24 protein-coding genes, 6 tRNA genes and 2 riboswitches are annotated in these 20,262 nt (G+C 66.3%); of the genes, 18 read left to right on the forward strand and 12 right to left on the reverse strand.

What is annotated here, in order from left to right; genetic code table 11:
- Window positions 1-29: 29 nt before the first annotated feature.
- Together msrB and G6N77_RS14380 are read right to left on the reverse strand one after the other, a co-directional pair.
- Window positions 30-464 carry a peptide-methionine (R)-S-oxide reductase MsrB gene (gene msrB / locus G6N77_RS14375; RefSeq protein ID WP_165182858.1) on the reverse strand — a complete coding sequence of 145 codons (435 nt, stop codon included), beginning with the start codon at window positions 462-464 and terminating at the stop codon, window positions 30-32.
- Between the two features lie 14 nt (window positions 465-478).
- Window positions 479-970, reverse strand: coding sequence for a hypothetical protein (locus G6N77_RS14380; RefSeq protein ID WP_165182859.1), 492 nt, complete (start codon window positions 968-970; stop codon window positions 479-481).
- 124 nt (window positions 971-1,094) lie between these two features.
- Between G6N77_RS14380 and G6N77_RS14385 the strand changes: the two genes are divergently transcribed.
- A complete protein-coding gene (locus tag G6N77_RS14385) occupies window positions 1,095-2,312 on the forward strand; it encodes an alpha/beta hydrolase family protein (RefSeq protein ID WP_165182860.1) in 1,218 nt (405 codons plus the stop codon).
- A gap of 143 nt (window positions 2,313-2,455) precedes the next feature.
- Here the strand turns inward: G6N77_RS14385 and ybaK are convergent, their stop codons facing one another.
- The 3 genes from ybaK to G6N77_RS14400 are packed head-to-tail and all read right to left on the reverse strand — an operon-like array spanning window position 2,456 to window position 4,409.
- Window positions 2,456-2,956, reverse strand: a complete 501-nt coding sequence (ybaK, locus tag G6N77_RS14390) for a Cys-tRNA(Pro) deacylase (RefSeq protein WP_165182861.1) — start codon at window positions 2,954-2,956, stop codon at window positions 2,456-2,458.
- Window positions 2,957-2,982: 26 nt separating this feature from the next.
- Complete coding sequence (locus G6N77_RS14395) at window positions 2,983-3,441, reverse strand: SufE family protein (protein WP_165182862.1); 459 nt, start codon at window positions 3,439-3,441, stop codon at window positions 2,983-2,985.
- 47 nt (window positions 3,442-3,488) lie between these two features.
- Window positions 3,489-4,409 carry a sulfurtransferase gene (locus G6N77_RS14400; protein WP_165182863.1) on the reverse strand — a complete coding sequence of 307 codons (921 nt, stop codon included), beginning with the start codon at window positions 4,407-4,409 and terminating at the stop codon, window positions 3,489-3,491.
- Window positions 4,410-4,668: 259 nt separating this feature from the next.
- On the opposite strand from G6N77_RS14400, the gene zapE reads away from it, so the two are divergent.
- Entirely contained in the window at window positions 4,669-5,766 is a 1,098-nt protein-coding gene (zapE, locus tag G6N77_RS14405) for a cell division protein ZapE (RefSeq protein ID WP_165182864.1), read from the forward strand.
- Window positions 5,767-5,879: 113 nt separating this feature from the next.
- Here the strand turns inward: zapE and G6N77_RS20165 are convergent, their stop codons facing one another.
- Window positions 5,880-6,074: an antitoxin gene (locus G6N77_RS20165; RefSeq protein WP_165182865.1), complete on the reverse strand. Its 195-nt coding sequence runs from the start codon at window positions 6,072-6,074 to the stop codon at window positions 5,880-5,882.
- A 140-nt stretch (window positions 6,075-6,214) separates the two neighbouring features.
- A riboswitch (guanidine-III (ykkC-III) riboswitch) is annotated at window positions 6,215-6,276 on the forward strand.
- Between the two features lie 47 nt (window positions 6,277-6,323).
- Between G6N77_RS20165 and G6N77_RS14415 the strand changes: the two genes are divergently transcribed.
- On the forward strand, window positions 6,324-6,638 hold the full coding sequence (locus tag G6N77_RS14415; RefSeq protein WP_165182866.1) for a DMT family transporter: 315 nt from the start codon (window positions 6,324-6,326) through the stop codon (window positions 6,636-6,638).
- Window positions 6,639-6,697: 59 nt separating this feature from the next.
- Here G6N77_RS14415 and G6N77_RS14420 read toward each other — a convergent pair.
- The 5 genes from G6N77_RS14420 to G6N77_RS14440 all read right to left on the reverse strand — a co-directional run bounded on the left by G6N77_RS14420 (window position 6,698) and on the right by G6N77_RS14440 (window position 7,307).
- Window positions 6,698-6,772 (reverse strand) — tRNA-Val (locus G6N77_RS14420).
- A gap of 78 nt (window positions 6,773-6,850) precedes the next feature.
- Window positions 6,851-6,923 (reverse strand) — tRNA-Gly (locus G6N77_RS14425).
- Window positions 6,924-7,003: 80 nt separating this feature from the next.
- A tRNA-Val gene (locus G6N77_RS14430) sits at window positions 7,004-7,075 on the reverse strand.
- 62 nt (window positions 7,076-7,137) lie between these two features.
- A tRNA-Cys gene (locus tag G6N77_RS14435) sits at window positions 7,138-7,211 on the reverse strand.
- 23 nt (window positions 7,212-7,234) lie between these two features.
- Window positions 7,235-7,307 (reverse strand) — tRNA-Gly (locus G6N77_RS14440).
- Between the two features lie 429 nt (window positions 7,308-7,736).
- Between G6N77_RS14440 and G6N77_RS14445 the strand changes: the two genes are divergently transcribed.
- The 15 genes from G6N77_RS14445 to hisF all read left to right on the forward strand — a co-directional run bounded on the left by G6N77_RS14445 (window position 7,737) and on the right by hisF (window position 19,520).
- Window positions 7,737-7,811 (forward strand) — tRNA-Val (locus tag G6N77_RS14445).
- A 293-nt stretch (window positions 7,812-8,104) separates the two neighbouring features.
- Window positions 8,105-8,947: a PD-(D/E)XK nuclease family protein gene (locus tag G6N77_RS14450; protein WP_165182867.1), complete on the forward strand. Its 843-nt coding sequence runs from the start codon at window positions 8,105-8,107 to the stop codon at window positions 8,945-8,947.
- 57 nt (window positions 8,948-9,004) lie between these two features.
- Window positions 9,005-9,568 carry a peptide deformylase gene (gene def / locus G6N77_RS14455; RefSeq protein ID WP_165182868.1) on the forward strand — a complete coding sequence of 188 codons (564 nt, stop codon included), beginning with the start codon at window positions 9,005-9,007 and terminating at the stop codon, window positions 9,566-9,568.
- A complete protein-coding gene (gene fmt / locus G6N77_RS14460; RefSeq protein WP_165182869.1) occupies window positions 9,565-10,485 on the forward strand; it encodes a methionyl-tRNA formyltransferase in 921 nt (306 codons plus the stop codon). Before def ends, fmt begins: the two co-directional genes overlap by 4 nt.
- On the forward strand, window positions 10,482-11,996 hold the full coding sequence (locus tag G6N77_RS14465; protein ID WP_165182870.1) for an RsmB/NOP family class I SAM-dependent RNA methyltransferase: 1,515 nt from the start codon (window positions 10,482-10,484) through the stop codon (window positions 11,994-11,996). The genes fmt and G6N77_RS14465 overlap by 4 nt, the downstream gene beginning before the upstream one ends.
- Window positions 11,997-12,034: 38 nt before the next feature.
- Window positions 12,035-12,730, forward strand: a complete 696-nt coding sequence (gene rpe, locus G6N77_RS14470) for a ribulose-phosphate 3-epimerase (protein ID WP_240902195.1) — start codon at window positions 12,035-12,037, stop codon at window positions 12,728-12,730.
- Window positions 12,731-12,829: 99 nt separating this feature from the next.
- Window positions 12,830-12,974, forward strand: a riboswitch (FMN riboswitch).
- Between the two features lie 118 nt (window positions 12,975-13,092).
- A complete protein-coding gene (gene pnuC / locus G6N77_RS14475) occupies window positions 13,093-13,806 on the forward strand; it encodes a nicotinamide riboside transporter PnuC (RefSeq protein ID WP_165182871.1) in 714 nt (237 codons plus the stop codon).
- A complete protein-coding gene (gene ribD, locus G6N77_RS14480; protein WP_165182872.1) occupies window positions 13,803-14,936 on the forward strand; it encodes a bifunctional diaminohydroxyphosphoribosylaminopyrimidine deaminase/5-amino-6-(5-phosphoribosylamino)uracil reductase RibD in 1,134 nt (377 codons plus the stop codon). Before pnuC ends, ribD begins: the two co-directional genes overlap by 4 nt.
- A gap of 2 nt (window positions 14,937-14,938) precedes the next feature.
- Complete coding sequence (locus tag G6N77_RS14485) at window positions 14,939-15,631, forward strand: riboflavin synthase (RefSeq protein WP_165182873.1); 693 nt, start codon at window positions 14,939-14,941, stop codon at window positions 15,629-15,631.
- Complete coding sequence (ribB, locus tag G6N77_RS14490; RefSeq protein ID WP_165182874.1) at window positions 15,628-16,299, forward strand: 3,4-dihydroxy-2-butanone-4-phosphate synthase; 672 nt, start codon at window positions 15,628-15,630, stop codon at window positions 16,297-16,299. The genes G6N77_RS14485 and ribB overlap by 4 nt, the downstream gene beginning before the upstream one ends.
- Window positions 16,292-16,975, forward strand: a complete 684-nt coding sequence (ribA, locus tag G6N77_RS14495; RefSeq protein WP_165182875.1) for a GTP cyclohydrolase II — start codon at window positions 16,292-16,294, stop codon at window positions 16,973-16,975. The genes ribB and ribA overlap by 8 nt, the downstream gene beginning before the upstream one ends.
- The gene (gene ribH / locus G6N77_RS14500; RefSeq protein ID WP_165182876.1) at window positions 16,972-17,460 is read left to right on the forward strand and encodes a 6,7-dimethyl-8-ribityllumazine synthase; all 489 of its coding nucleotides are present in this window, start codon (window positions 16,972-16,974) and stop codon (window positions 17,458-17,460) included. The genes ribA and ribH overlap by 4 nt, the downstream gene beginning before the upstream one ends.
- Window positions 17,461-17,521: 61 nt before the next feature.
- Window positions 17,522-17,785, forward strand: coding sequence for a phosphoribosyl-ATP diphosphatase (locus tag G6N77_RS14505; RefSeq protein WP_165182877.1), 264 nt, complete (start codon window positions 17,522-17,524; stop codon window positions 17,783-17,785).
- Window positions 17,786-17,876: 91 nt separating this feature from the next.
- On the forward strand, window positions 17,877-18,722 hold the full coding sequence (hisG, locus tag G6N77_RS14510) for an ATP phosphoribosyltransferase (protein ID WP_165182878.1): 846 nt from the start codon (window positions 17,877-17,879) through the stop codon (window positions 18,720-18,722).
- Between the two features lie 27 nt (window positions 18,723-18,749).
- Window positions 18,750-19,520, forward strand: a complete 771-nt coding sequence (hisF, locus tag G6N77_RS14515; protein ID WP_165182879.1) for an imidazole glycerol phosphate synthase subunit HisF — start codon at window positions 18,750-18,752, stop codon at window positions 19,518-19,520.
- On the opposite strand, the gene G6N77_RS14520 is transcribed toward hisF, so the two are convergent.
- Window positions 19,517-20,161, reverse strand: a complete 645-nt coding sequence (locus G6N77_RS14520; protein WP_165182893.1) for a TIGR03085 family metal-binding protein — start codon at window positions 20,159-20,161, stop codon at window positions 19,517-19,519. The genes hisF and G6N77_RS14520 overlap by 4 nt on opposite strands.
- Between the last annotated feature and the right edge of the window lie 101 nt (window positions 20,162-20,262).

Genomic DNA, 20,262 nt, shown 5'->3' on the forward strand with positions numbered 1-20,262 from the left:
CCCGCTCGGGCTCCCCGCGGGGCTGCCGCCTACCCGCCGGCCTGCTTGAGGCGCAGCGAAACGGAGTTGATGCAGAACCGCTCGTCCGTGGGGGTGTCGTAGCCTTCGCCCTTGAACAGGTGACCCAGGTGCGAGTCACAGGCTGCGCAGCGCACCTCGATGCGTTCCATGCCGAGGGACTTGTCGTGCAGGTACCTCACCGTCCCATCCGCCAGCGGGGCAAAGAAGGACGGCCAGCCGCAGTGGGAATGGAACTTCTCCTTGGACGTGAACAGCTCCGCGCCGCACGCGCGGCACGCATACACGCCCTCCTGGGTGGAGTCCCAGTACTCGCCCGTAAAGGGCCGCTCGGTGGCGGCCTGGCGCAGCACGGCAAATTCGTCCGGCGTCAGCTCCTGCCGCCATTCGGATTCAGACTTGACCACGGTGGGGGACTGGGGGGTGGGGGTTACAGCTTCGCTCATAATTTCTACAACGTTCAGGAGTCGCCAATAAATCCCGAGCCGGAATAAAGGTGCAGCACGGGCAGGCCCAATTTGCGCTGGGCCTGGTGTGCCCAGTCCTGCCGGAAAGTGTCCGCCACGGCGTGCGGGCGGGTGACCACCACTGCCTGCCGGGCGTCGGAGTCGTTGACCTGGGCCACCAGGGAAGCCACGGCGTCGCCGTCGGCCACCCGGCCGCTGGCCTTGGCGCCGGCGGCCAGCAGCACCGACAGTGAAGCTTGCAGTATGTCCCGGGCCCCGGCCCGGACTGTCTCTGTGTCCGGCTTCTCCCGGAATTCGCGCAGGGCGCCCGGGACATCCAGCATGGTCAGCTGGTCGATGACGTCCACCAGCAGGTTTCGCTTGGTGTTGGCCGGGACCAGCAGCACCAGCTCGACGTCGTCGTCGGGCCCATACAGGTCCATGATGTTTTCGGCATCGACAGCACTCAGGGGTTCTTCGGTCAGGATGATGATCGACTCGCTCATTGCACCAGCTTAGGCGTCCGGGGGGAAGTTTCGCCCGCCACCTGGCCAAAATGTTGCCGGTGAAAGTTTCCGCCCCTCCGGTGCGCCGCTCGACGCTCCCACTGGCGGTGGGCAGAATGGGGGTATGGCAACCTCGGTGCAACAGTCCAGCAAGTGGCTCAAGTGGGGGGCGCTGGGTGCCGGTGCTGCCGGAGCCGCGGCGCTGACAGTGGCGTCCGCCACGTCCGCGCTGGCCGCGTATTTCGCCCGCAAGGTGGTCACCCCCGAGAAAACCCGGGCCGACGACCTCTCCATCCTGGCGGTCATTTCCGACGGGCCCCGGATGCAGGTGGTGCTGGACGCCACGGCCGACACCATCATTGACGGCACCTTCGCCATCTACTTCGACGGCGGCCTGGCCCATGCCGTGGTGGGCCGGATTGTGGACTATGTTCCCCGCGAGGGCAGCGTCACCCGGGACGTCCTTTCCGTCCATGGCGGCGAACTGCGCACGGCGACACAGGGCTGGTGGTCCGGCAGCATCTACGCCCATCCCGACGAGCTTGGCCTTGACAGCGAGGACGTCACGCTCGCGCTGCCGGGCGGCCCCGCCCCGGCCTGGCTGGTCCGGGCCCCCAACGCGCTGCCAACCTGGGCCATCATGGTCCACGGCCGCGGGGCCACCCGCTCCGAAGGGCTGCGCGCCGTTGCCGCCGCCCACAGGCTCGGCATGGATTCCCTGCTGATCTCCTACAGGAACGACGGCGACGCCCCCGCCGCGCCGGACGGCCGGTACGGGCTGGGCGTCACCGAATGGGCGGACGTTGAGGCCGCCATCGACTTCGCGGTGGCACACGGTGCCAAGGATGTGGTCCTTTTTGGCTTCTCCATGGGCGGGGCCATCAGCCTGCAGGCCGCCGACCTCGCCCGCAACCGCAAGCGCATCCTGGCCATGGTCCTGGACGCCCCTGTCATCGACTGGGTCAACGTGCTGGCCCACCAAGCCCAGCTCAACCGCATCCCCGACTATGTGGGGCGCTACGGGCAGTTCATGCTCAGCCACCCCCTGGGCCGGCGCATCACCGGCCTGGCCGCCCCCGTAAACCTCAAGAGCATGGACTGGGTGGGCCGCGCCGTAGAACTGCGCACGCCCACCCTCATCCTGCACAGCATCGACGACGACTTCGTTCCCTACGAGCCCACGGCAGAACTGGCCAAGCGCAACCCCGAAATGGTCACCTTCGAACCCTTCAGCAAGGCCCGCCACACCAAGGAATGGAATGTGGATCCGGACCGCTGGGAAAACGTCGTGGAATCCTGGCTGCGGCCACGCCTGGGAAGATACGGCCTGCCGCGGGACTAGCGCCGGCGGGACGGAGGCGTCCGGAGCGGGATGGGGGCTGGCGGCGTGGTGGGCGTCGCCGCGGACACACCGACGGAGTCGTGTGTGGCGCGGTGCGGGCACCAGCCCCCATCCCGTGGAGGACGCCAGAGTCCCTTGTGCGATTACGCGGGGTGGCCGATTTTCGCCGTCGTCGCGCCTGTCAGGGTGATGAGGTCGGCGGGGGAGAGCTCCACGTCAAAGCCGCGGCGGCCCCCCGAGACAAAGATGGTGGCAAAGGAGAGGGCGGATTCGTCCACCACGGTGGGGGAGCGCTGGCGCTGGCCCAGGGGCGAGATGCCACCGAGTACGTAGCCGGTGCGGCGCTGGGCGGTGGCGGGATCGGCCATGGCCGCCTTCTTGCGGCCCATGGCGTGGGCCAGGGCCTTGAGGTCAAGTGTGCCGTTGACAGGCACGACGGCGACGGCCAGGGTCCCGTCCACGTCGGCCATGAGGGTCTTGAACACCTGTTCCGGCGGCACCTGGAGGACATTTGCGGCCTCCATGCCGAAGCTCGCCGCGGACGGGTCGTGGGCGTAGGCGTGGGCAGTAAAAGGCACCCCTGCCGCGGTCAGTGCGACCGTGGCGGGGGTGCCGGCGCTTCCAGCAGCTTTATTCTTGGCCATGGAAGCAGTATGCCACCCGGAGCACGCTAGGCGGCGGGGCGGACCCCTCCGCGGATCTTGCGCTTGACCCGCCCCAGCATGGCCGACATGCCGCGCATGCGCAGCGGGGAGATGGCCCGGGTCAGGCCCAGTTGTTCCGGCATGTCGTCGGGCACTGCCAGAATTTCCTCGGCCGTGAGGCCGTCCAGGCCCTCAAAGAGGACCGAGGCGAAGCCACGCGTGGTGGGTGCCTCCGGGGGTGCCTGGAAGAACAGCCGGATGACGTCGCCGTGGTCTGTCTTTTCGGATTCGACGGTCAGGAACAGCGGCGACTGGCATTCCACCACCTGCTCTAGGAGTTCCGGATGGTTCGAAAGTCGTTCCGGCAGGGCCGGCAGCGACCGTGAGAATTCCAGCAGGAGGGTCAAGCGGTCACGCTCTTCGAGCTCCTGGAAATCGTTCACGATCTCTGCCAACGCCTGTGGAAGTGCTTGTGAAGTAGTCATTGACTCAAGCGTACGTTTCTTTTCAGTTGGGTGTGTAACCGCTGGGGTCAGTTTGCCGAGGGCAGTTCGCCGCGCTCGGTGCCCTTCACGATCGGAACGCGGACGCTGTTGCCCCACTCCGTCCAGGAACCGTCATAGTTGCGGACGGTCTCGAAGCCCAGCAGGTACTTGAGGGCGAACCAGGTGTGGCTGGACCGCTCGCCGATGCGGCAGTAGGCCACCACGTCGTCGCCCGGCTTCAGGCCGGCTTCGCCGAGGTAGAGGGCTTCGAGCTCTTCGCGGCTGCGGTAGGTGCCGTCGGTGTCGGCAGCCCGTCCCCACGGGATGGAGGCAGCCGTCGGGATGTGCCCGCCGCGCAGCGTGCCTTCCTGCGGGTAGGCGGCCATGTGGGTGCGCTCTCCCGAGTACTCTTCCGGGGAGCGGACGTCGATGAGCGGCTTGCCCAGGTGGGCCAGCACGTCTTCCTTGTACGCGCGGATGGGTGCGTCATTGCGCTCCACAACCGGGTAGCCGGCGGCGGGGGTGACCGCAGTGGCGTCGGTGGTCAGTTCCCGGCCTTCGGCAATCCACTTGTCGCGGCCGCCGTCGAGCAGGCGGACGTCCTCGTGGCCGAACAGGGTGAAGACCCACAGGGCGTAGGCAGCCCACCAGTTGGACTTGTCGCCGTAAACCACCACGGTGGTGTCCCGGGAGATGCCCTTGGCGGCGGCGAGCTTCGCAAAAGCCGCACCGTCAATGTAGTCGCGGGCCACGTCGTCGTTCAGGTCCGTGTGCCAGTCAATCTTGACCGAGCCGGGAATGTGGCCGGTCTCGTAGAGGAGCACGTCCTCGTCGGATTCAACAACCACCAGGCTGCCGTCGTTCGTGGCGCCGTCGGCCAGGGCCTTGGCAAGCCACTCGGTGGATACCAGGCGCTCCGGGTGTGCGTAGGTGGCAAACTTCTCATTCGTTTCAACTGCAACAGGCATGATGCCCCTTCCTTTGGACAGCCCGCTTCCAGGCGCCGCCGGGAAATTCCGGGACGATTCGTTGGCACGGACTGAGGCTGGATGAACGCTGTAGGTCTGCAGCGTAAGTGATGTCCTCGTTTTCAACAGTAACCATTCATGGGGTTGAATACTTCCCCGCGTTAACGTGGCGCAATATCCGCGTGCGTAAACTTGGGGGGGTGCGCGTCCGCGTGAAAAGTGGCAGTTATTGGTTATCCCTGATGAAACGGATCAGTCTTTGGTACAAGTTGAGCAACTCTCCACCCGCCGGCCGGCAGTGTCCGTGGACGAACTGCTAAAGGGATTCGTCCCGTCACCGCGGTTTGGCGAAGTGTCTTTTGCCAGCTACCGTCCCGATCCGTCCCAGCCGTCACAGGCGGAAGCGGTGCGGGTGCTGGAGGAGTTTGGCAGCCATGCCGCCGCCAAGCCGGTATCCGGGCTGCGAAAGCTGTTTGGCGGCAAGGCCAAGAAGGCCGAAACCCGCGCCGGCATCTACCTTGACGGCGGCTTCGGCGTCGGGAAGACCCACCTGCTCTCTGCCCTGTGGCACCAGGTGGACGGGCCCAAGGCCATTGGCACGTTTGTGGAGTACACCAACCTGGTGGGGGCCCTTTCCTTCCGCAAGACGGTGGAAGCGCTCAGCAGCTACACGCTGGTCTGCATTGATGAGTTTGAGCTTGATGACCCGGGCGACACCGTGCTGATGTCCCGCTTGATGCGGGAGCTGGCGGACGCCGGGGTGAAGCTGGCTGCAACGTCCAACACCCTGCCCGGCGCCTTGGGCGACGGTCGATTTGCCGCCGTTGACTTCAAGCGCGAAATACAGGTGCTGGCGGACCAGTTCGACATCCTGCACATTGACGGCGAGGACTTCCGCCACCGCGGCCTTCCGACACCGCCGGAGCCGCTGGCCAACAGTGAACTGGACGCGGCCATGCGCAGGGAGTTTGCCGGCAGGACGGTGGCGGTGGATGATTTCGGGACCCTGGTGGACCACTTGGCAGGCGTCCACCCTTCCCGCTACCGCCAGCTGCTCGAGGGAATCGACGCCGTCGTGTGGCGCAATGTGCGCACCATTACGGAGCAATCGGTGGCCCTGCGTTTTGTGGTGCTGGCAGACCGGCTGTACGACAAGGACGTGCCGATCCTTGGAAGCGGCGCAGCGCTTGACGCCCTGTTCACCCCCGAAATGATGGCCGGGGGATACCAAAAGAAGTACTTCCGGGCTGTCTCGCGGCTCATGGCGCTGGCCCGCGAGGCGCAGGAATCTCCTGCCCCGGAAGCCGTGGCGGCGGACACGCCCGTGGCATCCGCCGTTTCCCCGGCCATTTCCTAAAACATCCCGCGAGGCCTTGCAAACATCGCTTAAAAGCGAAAAGGCGCCGGTGCCGTCTCTCGACGGGACCGGCGCCCTTCTTGACGCCAATTCAGGGGCGAAGGGGCTTGAGTTTACTGCCCGGCCTGGCTCTGTCCGTCCACGTAGTCCGAACCTGCCTTTTGAATCCCGTCGACCTGGTCCTTGAACTTGCCACCGGTCTTGTCGTCGACAAAGTCGCCGGCCTTCTCGATGCCGTCCTTGACCTGATCTCCGTGACTTCCGATCAGTTCCTCGGCCTTGCCCTTGATATCGTCAAAAATAGACACAAGGCACCTCCCTTCACTCGTGGGGCCATTGGCGCCCCAACTCCTAAACAGCCTAGTGGTCCCAGCCGAGATGTCAACGACTTTTTAGGGCAGTCGCAGGAGGTCCAAGGGCGGGGTGGGGCCGTCTGTGCCAGAATTGCAGGAAGCCACCAGGCACCCGGACGAGGTGCGCCGTACCCGGCCAGCGACAAGACGGCGCGTGGCCTGCAGCAGCAGGCGCAGGTTCACCTCACCCGAAGGGACGTTGTCATGGGATGGATTGTTTTAGTTGTTTCAGGAGTGCTCGAGGCTGTTTGGGCGACGGCACTGGGCCGGAGCATGGGATTCAGCAAGGCGGGACCCACGGTGGTGTTCGCAGTGGCCCTGGTGGGAAGCATGGCCGGTTTGGCCTGGGCCATGCGCACGCTTCCCACGGGCACTGCCTACGCGGTGTGGGTGGGGATCGGCGCTTCCCTGACCGTGGCGTATGCGATGGCCACGGGCGCCGAGACGGTCTCCCTGCTCAAGGTGCTGTTGCTGCTGGGGCTTATCTCATGCATTGTGGGGCTGAAGCTGGCCCACTAGGCACACCCTCTTAAACGGCCGACGGCGGCGCCAAGGTTGCGCCGCCGTCGAACATGCCGTGGTGGGCGATACTGGGATCGAACCAGTGACCTCTTCCGTGTCAGGGAAGCGCGCTACCGCTGCGCCAATCGCCCAAGAGCATTCTTGGAAAATCCGGATTGAGACCAAAACTGCCGGAACCCGAGGGATTCCGGCAGTTCATGGTCAATCCGAGCGGTCGACGAGATTCGAACTCGCGACATCCACCTTGGCAAGGTGGTGCTCTACCAGCTGAGCTACGACCGCATTTTGTTGCTGTATTGCCATTTGTTGCTATATTGCATTGTCCGGTTTTCACCGGGGAATGATCCTTAAAGGATCATTCGTGGGCGATACTGGGATCGAACCAGTGACCTCTTCCGTGTCAGGGAAGCGCGCTACCGCTGCGCCAATCGCCCAATGCATTCCACTGTACTGTACACAATCACTGTCCAGCGAAACACTTTGGTTCAGCCATATATGGAGGTGGGAACGGGATTCGAACCCGTGTACACGGCTTTGCAGGCCGTTGCCTCGCCTCTCGGCCACCCCACCGTGAAACTGAACGGTGTCCTGCGAGCGGTTGACGAGATTCGAACTCGCGACATCCACCTTGGCAAGGTGGTGCTCTACCAGCTGAGCTACAACCGCAGAAGCTACATTTCCCAGGCCGTTGCGTTTCCGCTTCGGTGTTCCGTGTTGCTGCGATGAAAACTGTACCCGAGCCTTTTCCCAAATGCCAAATCGAGGATCCCTTCGGGTGGGAGCCTCCCGCCGCGTGCCGCCTGGATCGTTGAATTGGCGGGGTTTTTGCGGCCGGGAATCGAATTACAGGCCTGTCATTTGGGCCGTTTTTTGGGGTGCCGGGGCCACCTTTTCGACAACACGTTGATGTGTCGGTGGTCACGCGGTTGGCGGTGCGGGCCGGATTCCGCGGCCATATTGCGGCTCTGTCCCGGCCGCCGGTTCCCGTATTTTGGCTCAATTATGACCACGGGAAAGTTTGGGCTAGTCTATTGAACGCAACGAGGAAAGAGCTTGGCCCGCAGGTGGAAACATCAGCGGATGGAGCCTTTGCTTGGGCGATTGGCGCAGTGGTAGCGCGCTTCGTTCACACCGAAGAGGTCACTGGTTCGAACCCAGTATCGCCCACCAGAATAAAAGCCCCGCTCACCTGCTTTCAACGCAGGGAGCGGGGCTTTTTCGTGAGGGTTGCTTTCCGAGGCTCCCCCAAAAATGTGACAGCTACTGTCCGGCCTCGGCCGTGCAGGCCAACATTTTTGACTGTACAGGTGGATAGCGGCACCGGCAACGGGTTTGGCATTCGAGTGGACTATTGTTATCAGGCCGATATCTGGCAGGGCCGCACATTTCGGTCTCGGCCTGGGTTATCCACAGTTGCGCCGCGCAGGGTGCACCGTGTCCGTCGGTGGTGAAATAGTGGAACCATGACGGCACCGGCATTGGCACACTCCACAGAACTTGGGCGCATGTACGCCCGCTCCTTGACTGAACCGCCCAAGGTTCCCTCTATCACCACAGTGATTGGACAGCAGGCGAACAGCCTGGACGGTTGGATCGGCTACATGGCGGCCAACGCCGTGGCGAACCACCCTGACCTTGGCACCGCCGTCGGCAATCCCCGGCAGTTGCGCACCGTGGTGCGCGACAGCTCCAATGCCGCCGAACAGTACCGGGACGCCGCCGCTTCGCGCGGGGACCGGGTCCACTACTACTGTGAACAGGTCTCGCTGCGGGCCCTGGGACGCCCGGAACAGCTGCTGGCGGCACGGGCGTCGCTTGCTGAGAAGGGGGAGGAAAAGTTCGCCGACCGCTTTGACGCCTGGTGGAATGAATACCAAGTGCAGCCGCTGGCCCCTGAAATCACGGTGTGGAATGAGTCCCTCGGATACGCCGGCACCTTGGACCTGGTCGCCACCATTGGCGGCAAGCTGTGCATCATCGACTACAAAACCAAGGGAACCGACCGCAACGGCCAGGTCAAGGCCTTGGATGCCAAGGTGGTCATGCAGCTGGTGGCCGGGATGAAGGCCGAGGAATCCATTGTGGATGAGGCGGCCGGGACCTGGGAGGCCTGGAGGTACGGGCAGGATCCGGTGCTGCTGGGCGTGGCGATTGGCGAAACGGAAGTCCGCACCGAACGCGCCAACCCCGCCGTCCTGAAGGAACACTGGTTCAAGTTCGCGTCGCTGCGGCGGGTCTGGCAAACCTCCCTTGACGCCGCCCGGGCCGGGCAGCCCCTGCTCCCCATTGTCCCGCCCGCCAGGTGACGATCGCCAACTAGACTGGACGGACAGCAATTCAACATCTAAGTGAGGTCCCCACCCATGGCCATCCTGAGCATCCGCATCATCGGCGACCCCGTCCTGCGAACTGTAGCGGGGGACGTGACGGACTTCGGCCCTGAACTGGCCAAGCTCATTGAGGACATGACCGAGACCATGGTGGATGTGCGGGGGGCGGGCCTGGCCGCACCGCAGGTGGGCGTCAGCAAACGCATTTTCACCTATTCCGTGGACGGCCAGGAAGGCCACGTCATCAACCCCGTCATCGTGGCCAGCGACGACTTCCAGCCGGACCAACCCGAAGGCTGCCTGTCCGTTCCGGGGCTGGGATTCAACGTACGCCGGCACCGTTGGGTGCGGATCACGGGGGTCGACCTGCACGGTGAGCCCCTTGACATGGAGGCCACAGGCCAGCTGGCCAAGTGCTTCCAGCATGAAACCGACCACCTCAACGGCAAGCTGTACGTGGACCGGCTGGACGGGGACGACCGAAAGGACGCCCTGCGCGCCATCCGCACGGCCAACTACCACGACGTGACTGCCCAGACCGTTGCCAAGCGCTCCCGCACCGTTGGCTCCGCCTTTGGTGCAGGCGCGGCGCAGTGAGGGTCCTTTTTGCCGGCACGCCCGCCGTCGCCCTGCCGTCCCTGGAAGCCCTGCGGGCGGACGGACATGAAATCGTCGCCGTCCTGACCCGTCCGGACGCGCCGGTGGGGCGCAAACGGGTACTCACGCCGTCGCCCGTTGCCGTACGCGCCCAGGACCTTGGCCTTCCGGTCATCAAGGCCGGCCGCATTGACGCCGCGGCCGTTGCCGCCATCGCCGAAGCTGCCCCCGATGTGGCCGCCATCGTGGCCTACGGGGCCCTGATTCCCGAGGACGCGCTGTCCCTTCCGCCCCACGGCTGGATCAACCTGCACTTTTCGCTGCTGCCCGCATGGCGGGGGGCGGCACCCGTGCAGCACGCGCTCATCAACGGCGACGAGGTCACGGGGGCCACCACGTTCCTGCTGGAAAAAGGGCTCGACACCGGCCCTGCCTACGGCACCATGACCGAAACCGTCCGCGCCACCGACACCAGCGCCGCGCTGCTTGAACGCCTCTCCCACAGCGGGGCCGTGCTCCTCGCGCAGACCCTTGCCGCGCTCGACGCCGGGCAGGCGGCCGGGGTGCCCCAGCAAGGCGACGTTTCCCTTGCCCCCAAGCTCACGCTGGAAGACGGCCATGTGCGCTGGGACCACCCCGCGCTGGCCATCAGCCGCAGGGTCAGGGGCGTCACCACCGAGCCGGGCGCCTGGACCACGCTGGGCGGACAGCGCTTCAAGCTGGGCCCGGTGGCACTCCGCCCGGACGTCAGCGGGCTGGCCCCCGGCAGGGTGCGCCTTGACGGCCGGGCCGTCCTGGTGGGAACCGGCTCCCACGCCGTGCAACTGGCGGACGTGCAACCCGCCGGCAAGAAACTGATGAACGCAAGCGACTGGGCCCGCGGCCTGGCGAACAAGGAAGATGTGGTGTTTGAATGACCAGTGAGCATGGCGGCGTACGCCGCCGGGACAGCGCGGGGCGCGAACGCAACCGCGCCACCGGGCGGAATCGCACCACTGCGGCACCGTCCCAGCGCACCCGGGCCGCAGACCCGGCCCGGCTGGTGGCCTATGAAGTACTGCGGGCTGTTTCAGCCGATGACGCCTACGCCAACCTGGTCATGCCGGCACGCATCCGCCACCACCATCTGGACCGGCGGGACGCCGGCTTCGCCACCGAACTGGCCTATGGCGCCCTCCGCGGGCAGGGCAGCTACGACGCCATCCTGGCCCGCTGCGTGGACCGGCCGCTGTCCGAACTTGATCCTGCCATCCTCGACGCGCTGCGCATCGGCGTCCACCAGCTGCTGGCCATGCGCGTGCCGGCCCATGCGGCACTCGACCAGACCGTGGGCCTGGCCCGCGCTGTCATCGGGGCCGGCCCGTCAGCCCTCATCAATGCCGTGCTGCGGAGGGTGTCCGCCCAAAGCCTGCAGGAGTGGCTGGCGCAACTGACGGACGGCCTCACGGACGATGTCAAGATTGCCTCCATCACCGAATCCCACCCCGAATGGATTGTCCGCTCGCTGCGCCAGGCCCTCGTGGCCCACGGCCGCGACGCCGCCGAAATCACGGCGCTGCTGGAAGCCGACAATGCCGCGCCCGTGGTGAATCTGGTGGCACTGCCCGGCCTGGGCAGCCTCGACGAGGCATTTGACGCCGGGTTCACGCCCGGCCCCCTGGTCATTGATTCGGCGCTTTCCCCCGGCGGGGACCTGGGCCGGCTGTCGTCCGTCCGCGAGGGCACCGTCCGGGTCCAGGATGTCGGTTCGCAGCTGGTGGCCCGCGCCCTTGCCGCTGCTGAACTCACATCGGAACGCACCGACGGCGAGGAACGCTGGCTGGACATGTGCGCAGGGCCCGGCGGAAAGGCCGCCCTGCTGGCCGCGCTGGCCGCCGAACAGGGTGCCTGGATCCTGGCCAACGAACCCACGCCGCACCGGGCCCGGCTCGTTGAACAAGCCATGGCCGCCATTCCGGAAGACGCCTGGACGGTGCGCACGGGAGACGGCCGCGACGTGGGCCGGGAGCACCCCGAGTCCTTTGACCGCATCCTGGTGGACGCGCCCTGCACCGGCCTGGGCGCCCTGCGGCGCCGGCCCGAGTCCCGCTGGCGCCGCCAGCTCTCCGATGTCTCCGAGCTGGGCCCGCTGCAGCGCGAACTGCTCGACTCGGCCCTCTCCGCCGTAAAACGCGGGGGAGTGGTGGCCTATGTGACGTGTTCGCCGCACATCGCCGAGACCCTGGCCGTGGTGGACGACGCGTTGCGGGGACGCACCGACCTTGAACTGCTCGACGCCGGAGCAGCCCTTGACGCCGTGAGCCTCACGGGGAAGCTGGACGCCGGAAATGCCGGCTCGCCGCTGCCGGTCCACCGGATGACGGCACAGCTGTGGCCCCACCTCCACCAAACCGACGCCATGTTCCTGGCACTCATCCGCAAGCTCTGAGCCGCCAGCCCCCATCCGCCCACCCCGAAAGGACGCCCATGCCCGGCCGCCCGATGACATGCTGCATCAACCCCAGCATCCTCTCCGCCGACTTTGCCAACCTTGAAGCCGAACTGGCCCGCATCGCCAATGCCGACGCCGCCCACGTCGACGTCATGGACAACCACTTTGTGCCCAACCTGACCATTGGCCTGCCCGTCGTGGAACGCCTTCAGGAGATCAGCCCGGTTCCGCTGGACGCGCACCTGATGATTGCCGACGTCGACCGGTGGGCGCCGCACTATGCCGACGCCGGACTGGCATCGGTCACCTTCCACGCGGAGGCGTCCAATGCCCCCATCAAACTGGCCCGGGAACTGCGGGCCAGGGGCGCCAAGGCCGGCATGGCACTGCGCCCGGCCACCCCCGTGGAGCCGTTCCTGGACATGCTCACCGAGCTGGACATGCTGTTGATCATGACGGTGGAGCCGGGATTTGGCGGGCAGTCATTCCTTGACGTCACGCTGCCCAAGATCCGCCGTGCCCGGGCCGCCATCGAGGGCTCCGGCGCCGCCGTCGCGATCCAGGTCGACGGCGGCATCACGGAGGAAACCATCACCCGTGCAGCCGAGGCCGGTGCCAACGTCTTCGTGGCCGGTTCGGCCGTGTACGGCAAAGATTCACCTGAGGCAGCCATCGAGTCGCTGCGGGCAAGGGCACAGCTGGCCTTCGGCCGAACGCCCGCCCGGGAATGAAGCCGCGCCCCGTGTGGTTGGCAAGGGGGTAGGGCAAACGGTGCCGTGAAAGGTGCCATAATGTAAGTGGACCGGCGCAAGCCGGTGCAAAGAATTATCAACGTGCTCCGGGGTCGGTGTAATTCCGAACCGGCGGTTATAGTCCGCGACCCGCGCTCAGCCGGCTGGAAACAGCAGGCAGTGCACGGTTGATCTGGTGAAATTCCGGAACCGACAGTTAAAGTCTGGATGGGAGAAGCACGAACAGTTTCGCTGCGGCCTCGGCCGGGGCGCTTCGGCACACAGGCCGGGCAGTCCCGCAGCTGCGCCGGAACTGAACGTTACCCCCGGAGCCATCGCGGTTCGAAAGGGTTAAGGTAACGATGGACTTTCTGCGATGGCTCTTTGACGCAAAGCTTGAATTCGCCGGTGGCGGATTCCTGCTGTGGCGCGAAGTCATAGGCAACATCTTTGGGCTGGCCAGCGCCCTCGGCGGCATGCGCCGGAAAATCTGGGCCTGGCCTGTCGGCATCGTCGGCAACGCCCTCCTCTTTACTGTCTTCATGGGCTCCGTGTTCGGCTCGCCCGTCTACGCCAACCTGCTCGGCCAGGCCGGCCGGCAGCTGATGTTCATTGCCGTCTCCATTTACGGCTGGTACCGCTGGAAGCAGTCCCGGGACGCATCCCGCGGCCACGGACAGGTGCCTGCCGCCGTCCTGCCGGCCTGGGCTGGGGGCAAGGCGCGGCTGGCCCTCGTCGTCGGCATGGTTGCCGGCACCGCCGCACTCACCCCGATCTTCCGTGCCATGGGCTCCTACGAGCCAGTATGGGCGGATGCCTGGATTTTCATGGGCTCACTCCTGGCCACGTACGGCATGGCCAAGGGCTGGGTGGAGTTTTGGCTCATTTGGGTGGCCGTGGACATTGTGGGGGTTCCCCTCCTCTTTAGCGCCGGGTATTACGCATCTGCGCTCATGTACATCTTCTACGGTGTCTTCACACTGGCCGGATTCTTTGTTTGGTGGCGCATCAGGCGCAAGGGCGACACCGCATCCACAACCACCACCGCAACTCCCCTGAATGAGGTCAAACTATGAACCGGGCCAACGCCAGCAGCGGGCACGACGACACCGTGGACGCCGAGTTCAACGTCTTCAGCGACGCTGAAATTGTTGCCATGGAAACAGCACTGGCCGCCGCCCGGCAGGGAGTGCGCGGCGCCAACCCCTTGGTGGGTGCCGTCATCATCGACGCGGACGGCACCGTCCTGGCCATCGGCCACCACCGCGGCGCCGGCACCCCCCATGCCGAGGCGGACGTCATCAACAGGCTGCTCGGCACGGGTGTCAAGCGGGACCTTTCCGCCGCCACCATTGTGGTGACCCTGGAGCCGTGCAACCACCAGGGGCGGACCGGCCCGTGCACCCAGGCCATCCTCGATGCCGGCCTGGGCAATGTGGTTTATGCCGTGGACGACCCCCACACGCCCGCAGCAGGTGGCGCCGACAAGCTGCGCATGGAAGGCATCAATGTGCGCTCCGGGCTCATGGCCCGCCAGGCGCAGGACATGAACAGGCAGTGGTTTGTTGCCGTCCGCGAGGGCCGGCCCTTTGTCACGGCGCGCCTGGCCCAAACGGTGGACAGCCGCATTGCGGCCGCAGACGGCAGCAGCCAGTGGATCACCTCCTCCCAGTCCCGGCAGGATTCACACACCCTGCGCGGCCGGGTGGATGCCATTGTGGTGGGCACCGGAACCATCCTGGCGGACAACCCGCGCCTGACAGCACGTGCCGCGGACGGCACCGAATCCCCCCATCAGCCGCTGCGCGTGGTCATGGGGATGCGCGAGGTGGACGCCGGCGCCGCCGCACGCCACCAGGGCGGGCCGGGTTTCGTGCAACTCCACACCCACGACCCTGCCGAGGTCCTGGCCGAACTGCACCGGCGCGGCGTGGGGCACCTCATGATTGAGGGCGGCTCCAAGATCAACGCCGCGTTCCTGGCGGCCGGGCTGGTGGATGAGCTGATCGTGTACCTGGCCCCCACGCTGCTGGGCACAGGCATGCCGGCGCTGAACGACCTTGGCATCACAACACTGGACCAGGCCCAGCAGTGGGAATGGGACGGCACCACCACCGGTCCCGTGGAACGCCTGGGCCCGGACCTGAAACTCACCCTCATGCCGGCAAAGGTGCCGGCGCCCGCCACGCCCGCAGAAGGACTGTAGAAATGTTTACTGGAATCATCGAAGGCCGCGGCACCGTGGTCAGCATGGACACCCACACGGAAACGGACAGCGCCACGCTGGTCCTGGACACCGCGACAATGGGCAACACCGTGGACGGGCTCGGCCTGGGAGGCTCCCTCGCCGTCAATGGGGTCTGCCTGACAGCCGTGCGCATCAACGGCACCATGGTGGAGGTGGACGTCATGGGTGAAACGCTCCTGCGCACCACCACCGGCGACCTGCGCCCCGGCAACACCGTCAACCTGGAACGCTGCGTGCCCGCCGGAGGCCGCCTGGACGGCCACGTGGTCCAGGGCCACGTGGACGGCGTGGGGTCACTGCTGGAGCGCGAAAACCAGGGGAACTGGGACCGTTTGCGCTTCTCCGTGCCCGCCGCACTGTCCCGCTACATCGCCGAAAAGGGTTCCATCGCCGTCGACGGCGTCTCCCTCACCGTCACGGCCGTCAGTCCGCCCGGCGAGGCGCAACAGTGGTTCGAGGTGGGGCTCATACCTGTCACGCTGGCCAACACCGGCCTGGGCGCCAAGGCCGCCGGCGGCACGGTCAACCTGGAAGTGGATGTCCTGGCCAAGTACGCCGAGCGGCTGCTCCAATTCGTGGTCCCTTCCGCCGCAGGCCCCATTGACGGCGGCACCGTCTCGGCAGGCGCCGGCACGCAGGGGGTGCAATCATGACCGCCCTGACGAATTCCGACACCCTGCTGGACCCCGTCCCCGCGGCCATCGCCGCCATTGCCCGCGGCGAGGCCGTGCTGGTGGTCGACGACGAAAACCGTGAAAACGAGGGCGACATCATCTTTGCGGCCCAGCACAGCACCCCGGCCCTCATGGGCTGGACCATCAGACACAGCTCCGGGGTGGTTTGCGTTCCCATGGACGATGCCCGCGCCGACGCCCTGGACCTCCCGCCCATGGTGGCGCACAACCAGGACGCCAAGGGCACGGCGTACACAGTCAGCTGCGACGCGGCCCACGGGGTCACCACGGGCATCAGCGCCACCGACCGTTCGCTGACCGCCACCATCCTCGCCAACCCGGCTTCCAGGCCCGACGCCGTCACCCGGCCCGGGCACATGTTCCCCCTTCGCGCCGTGGCCGGGGGAGTGCGGCAGCGGCCCGGGCACACGGAAGCCTCGGTCGAACTGTGCCGGCTGGCCGGCTGCGAGCCGGTGGCGTGCATTGCCGAGGTGGTGGATGACGCCGGCCAGATGGTCAGGCTCGAGGGCCTGCGCGAGTTTGCCGACGCCGGCCAGCTGGTGCTCATCTCCATTGCCGACCTCGTGGCACACCTGGAAGCAGGCCCGGCCCTCAACGCCGCTGCCGCCGGGGTGCACCATGAGTAACGCCGCCGAGCCCAGGGAAGAGGAGGCCCGCGTGGATGAGGACGCCAATGTTACGGGCGGACCGGTAGTGAAATTGCCCACACAATTTGGGCTGTTCCGGGCCCAGGCGTGGGTGGATTCGGACACCGGCGCCGAGCACCTCAGTGTAAGCGCCGACGGCACGGACGACAGCAGCAGTTCCCTGGTGCCGCTGGTCCGCCTGCACTCCGAGTGCCTCACCGGGGACGTCTTCGGCTCCTACCGCTGTGACTGCGGCGAACAGCTGGACTACGCCCTGGGCATGATCCACCGGCAGGGCGGCACCCTGGTCTACCTGCGCGGGCACGAAGGCCGCGGGATCGGGCTGGCCAACAAAATCCGTGCCTACAGCCTTCAGGAAGCAGGTGCCGACACCGTTGAGGCGAACGAGCAGCTGGGCCTGCCCGTGGACAACCGCGACTACGCGGACGCTGCCGGCATCCTGCAGGCGCTGGGCCTGTCCCGGATCCGCCTGCTGAGCAACAACCCGCTGAAGTCCCAGGACCTGGCCAGGCACGGCATCACCGTCACCGAAGTGGTCCCCACCGAAGTGCCTGCCCGCACCGAAAACCTGCGCTACCTTCAAACCAAGCGCGACCGCATGCACCACACCCTTGAAGTTCTCAACCCCACCCAACCGGAAGGACCCATCCAATGAGCGGCCACGGAGCACCCGTCATCGGCTTCAGCACTGAACAGCAGGGCCAGGCCTCAGGGCTGAAACTGGCCATCATTGCCGCCAGCTGGCACACCGAAATCATGGACGGGCTGCTGGCCGGCGCGCTACGCGGCGCGGCCGACGCCGGCATTGCCAGCCCCACCGTGGTCCGGGTTCCCGGCAGCTTTGAGCTGGCCGTCGCGGCTGCCCGGCTGGCTCCCCACTACGACGCCGTCGTCGCCCTCGGCGTGGTGATCCGCGGCGGCACCCCGCACTTTGAGTACGTGTGCCAGGCCGCCACGATGGGCCTCACCGAGGTCAGCCTCCGGTCCGGCAAGCCGGTCGGCTTCGGGGTGCTGACCTGCGACACTGAGCAGCAGGGCCTGGACCGCGCCGGGCTTCCCGGTTCCGTGGAGGACAAGGGCCACGAGGCGACCACGGCTGCCCTCGCCACCGCCCTGACCCTGGCAGGGCTCGGAGCCTGATGGCGGACACACAAGGTTGGCGGCTCCGTGAAGGGGCCGCCAAGCAAGTAAGGTGGAGACCGTGAAAACCTTCGAATCCCTTTTTGACGAGCTGAGCGAGAAAGCCGCAGCGCGGCCCGCCGGCTCCCGAACCGTCGCCGAGCTTGAATCCGGCATTCACGGCATCGGCAAGAAAGTGGTTGAGGAAGCCGCCGAGGTGTGGATGGCCGCCGAATATGAGTCGGATGAGGCCTGCGCCGAGGAGATTTCCCAGCTGTTTTACCACCTGCAGGTCATGATGATCGCCAAAGGCCTTTCCCTCCAGGACGTATACAAGCATCTCTAGCCACGTCCCGTGGCCGAAATCCTGAACCGGGTGCACCCTGTGCACCCGCCCCAGACTAAATGCTTGAATACGTTACTGAAAGATAAAAACCATGCTTAGAGTTGCCGTCCCCAACAAGGGCTCCCTGTCCGAAGCCGCCTCAGCCATGCTCGCCGAAGCCGGGTATCGCCAGCGCCGCGACAGCCGCGAACTGGTCATGGTGGACCCGGAGAACAATGTTGAGTTCTTCTTCCTGCGCCCCCGCGACATCGCCGTGTACGTCGGCGCCGGCACGCTCGACGTCGGCATCACCGGCCGCGACCTGCTCATGGACGCGCAGGTGGACGCCGATGAACTGCTGCCCCTGGGCTTTGCCGTGTCCACCTTCCGCTTTGCCGGCCCGGTGGGCCACTTCACCACGGCCGCGGAGCTCGAGGGCAAGCGCCTGGCCACCAGCTACGACGGACTGCTGCGCGAATACCTGGCCGAGCTGGGCATCAATGCCAAGGTGGTCCGCCTCGACGGCGCCGTGGAATCTTCCGTTCGCCTGGGCGTGGCTGACGCCATCGCCGACGTCGTCGAAACCGGCAGCACGCTCAAGGCAGCCGGCATGGAAATCTTCGGCGAGCCCATCCTGGCCTCGGAAGCGCTGCTCATCGGGCGCCGCGGCGTCACCCCGCCCGCCGGTGTCGAAGTCCTGATCCGCCGCCTGCACAGCGTCCTGGTGGCGCGGCAGTACGTATTGCTGGACTACGACGTGCCGAAGTCGCTCATGGAGAAGGCCACGGCGCTCACCCCCGGGCTGGAATCGCCCACCGTGTCCCCGCTGCGCGACTCCGACTGGGTTGCCGTGCGGTCCATGGTGTTTGCCAAGGACACCAACCGGGTCATGGATGAACTGTATGAACTTGGCGCCCGTGCCATCCTGGTCAGCAGCATCCACGCCTGCCGCATCTGATCCGCCGCACCAACAAGGGAGCCCGCCATGAGTGTTGCCATTCGAGTCATTCCCTGCCTGGACGTTGACGCCGGCCGCGTGGTCAAGGGCGTAAAGTTCCAAAACCTGCGCGACGCCGGCGACCCCGTCGAACTGGCCCAGCGCTACGACCGCGCCGGCGCGGACGAGCTGACCTTCCTTGACGTGACGGCATCCTCGGGCAACCGGGAGACCACGTTTGACGTGGTGTCACGCACCGCCGAGCAGGTGTTTATCCCGCTGACCGTGGGCGGGGGAGTCCGCGAAGTCTCCGACGTCGACCGGCTGCTGCGGTGCGGGGCAGACAAGGCGTCGATCAACACGGCCGCCATCGCCCGGCCCCAGGTCATCGACGAGATTACCCGCCGTTTCGGTTCCCAGGTCCTGGTGCTCAGCCTCGACGCGCGGCGCACCCGGGACGGGCACACGCCGTCGGGCTTCGAAGTGACCACCCACGGCGGCCGCAAGGGCACCGGCATCGACGCCATTGAATGGGCCAGGGAGGCAGCCGAAAGGGGTGTGGGGGAGATCCTGCTCAATTCGATCGATGCCGACGGCACCAAGGAAGGCTTTGACCTGGAGCTCATCCGCCTGGTCCGGGCCGCCGTCCATGTGCCGCTCATCGCCTCGGGAGGGGCCGGAAAGCCCGAACACTTCCCGCCGGCCGTTGCTGCCGGGGCGAACGCCGTCCTGGCGGCGTCGATCTTCCACTTTGGCCCCGACAACGCCATTGCCGACGTCAAGTCGGCCATCCGCGACGCCGGCTACGAGGTGCGCTAAGGCCCGACGACAGCCGTCTGAAGAAGGGCGACGGCGTCGGGCTGGCCCTCGAAGGTCACCAGGGCCTGGCCCGTGCGGCCGTTGGCGTGCATGAGCAGTTCGCCCGGCTCGCCCAGGATGGCCACCGAGACGGGGGCGCGCTTGGCGACGTGGCGCAGGCCTGCCGGGTTGACCAGGACAATGCCCAGGTCCACGCTGCGGTACAGGATGGCGGCGCGCTTGACGAGTTCGGCCCAGAGCGAGTCGGAATAGTCGGCGTCGAGGGCGCGGGGGGCCCAGCGGTCCGTAGCGCGGCGGATGTCCTCGGTGTGGACAAAAAATTCAATGAGGTTGGCGCTGTGGTCCACCGCGCGAAGTGACAGCGGCGAAAGCCTGGGCGGCCCGGCCCGGAACTTTTCCACCAGCTGGGCAAACGCCTCGGGTGTGGATGATTCAGCGGCCAGACGGGCCGTGGCCTTTTCGGAAACCTTGTTCCAGGGTTTGATGACCAGGCCCAGCCCCACTTTCGGGCTGTGCTCGCGCAGGTAAAGGTGTGCGGCCAGTTCCTGGGTGCGCCATCCTTCGCATAGTGTTTCCGCTCCGGGACCGGCGGCCAGCAGGGTCTCGGCAAGGACTTCACGGGATGGCTCTACAAATTGCATCACTTGTGAAATTAGCATGTATTGGCGCGCGTGGGCACCTTGAACCGCCGGAATGGACGCCGGAAGAAATGGCGATACCTGCCGGGGTGCCCCGCAATGGC

Origin of the sequence: Arthrobacter silviterrae (assembly GCF_011045165.1) — a bacterium.
Taxonomy (GTDB): domain Bacteria; phylum Actinomycetota; class Actinomycetes; order Actinomycetales; family Micrococcaceae; genus Specibacter; species Specibacter silviterrae.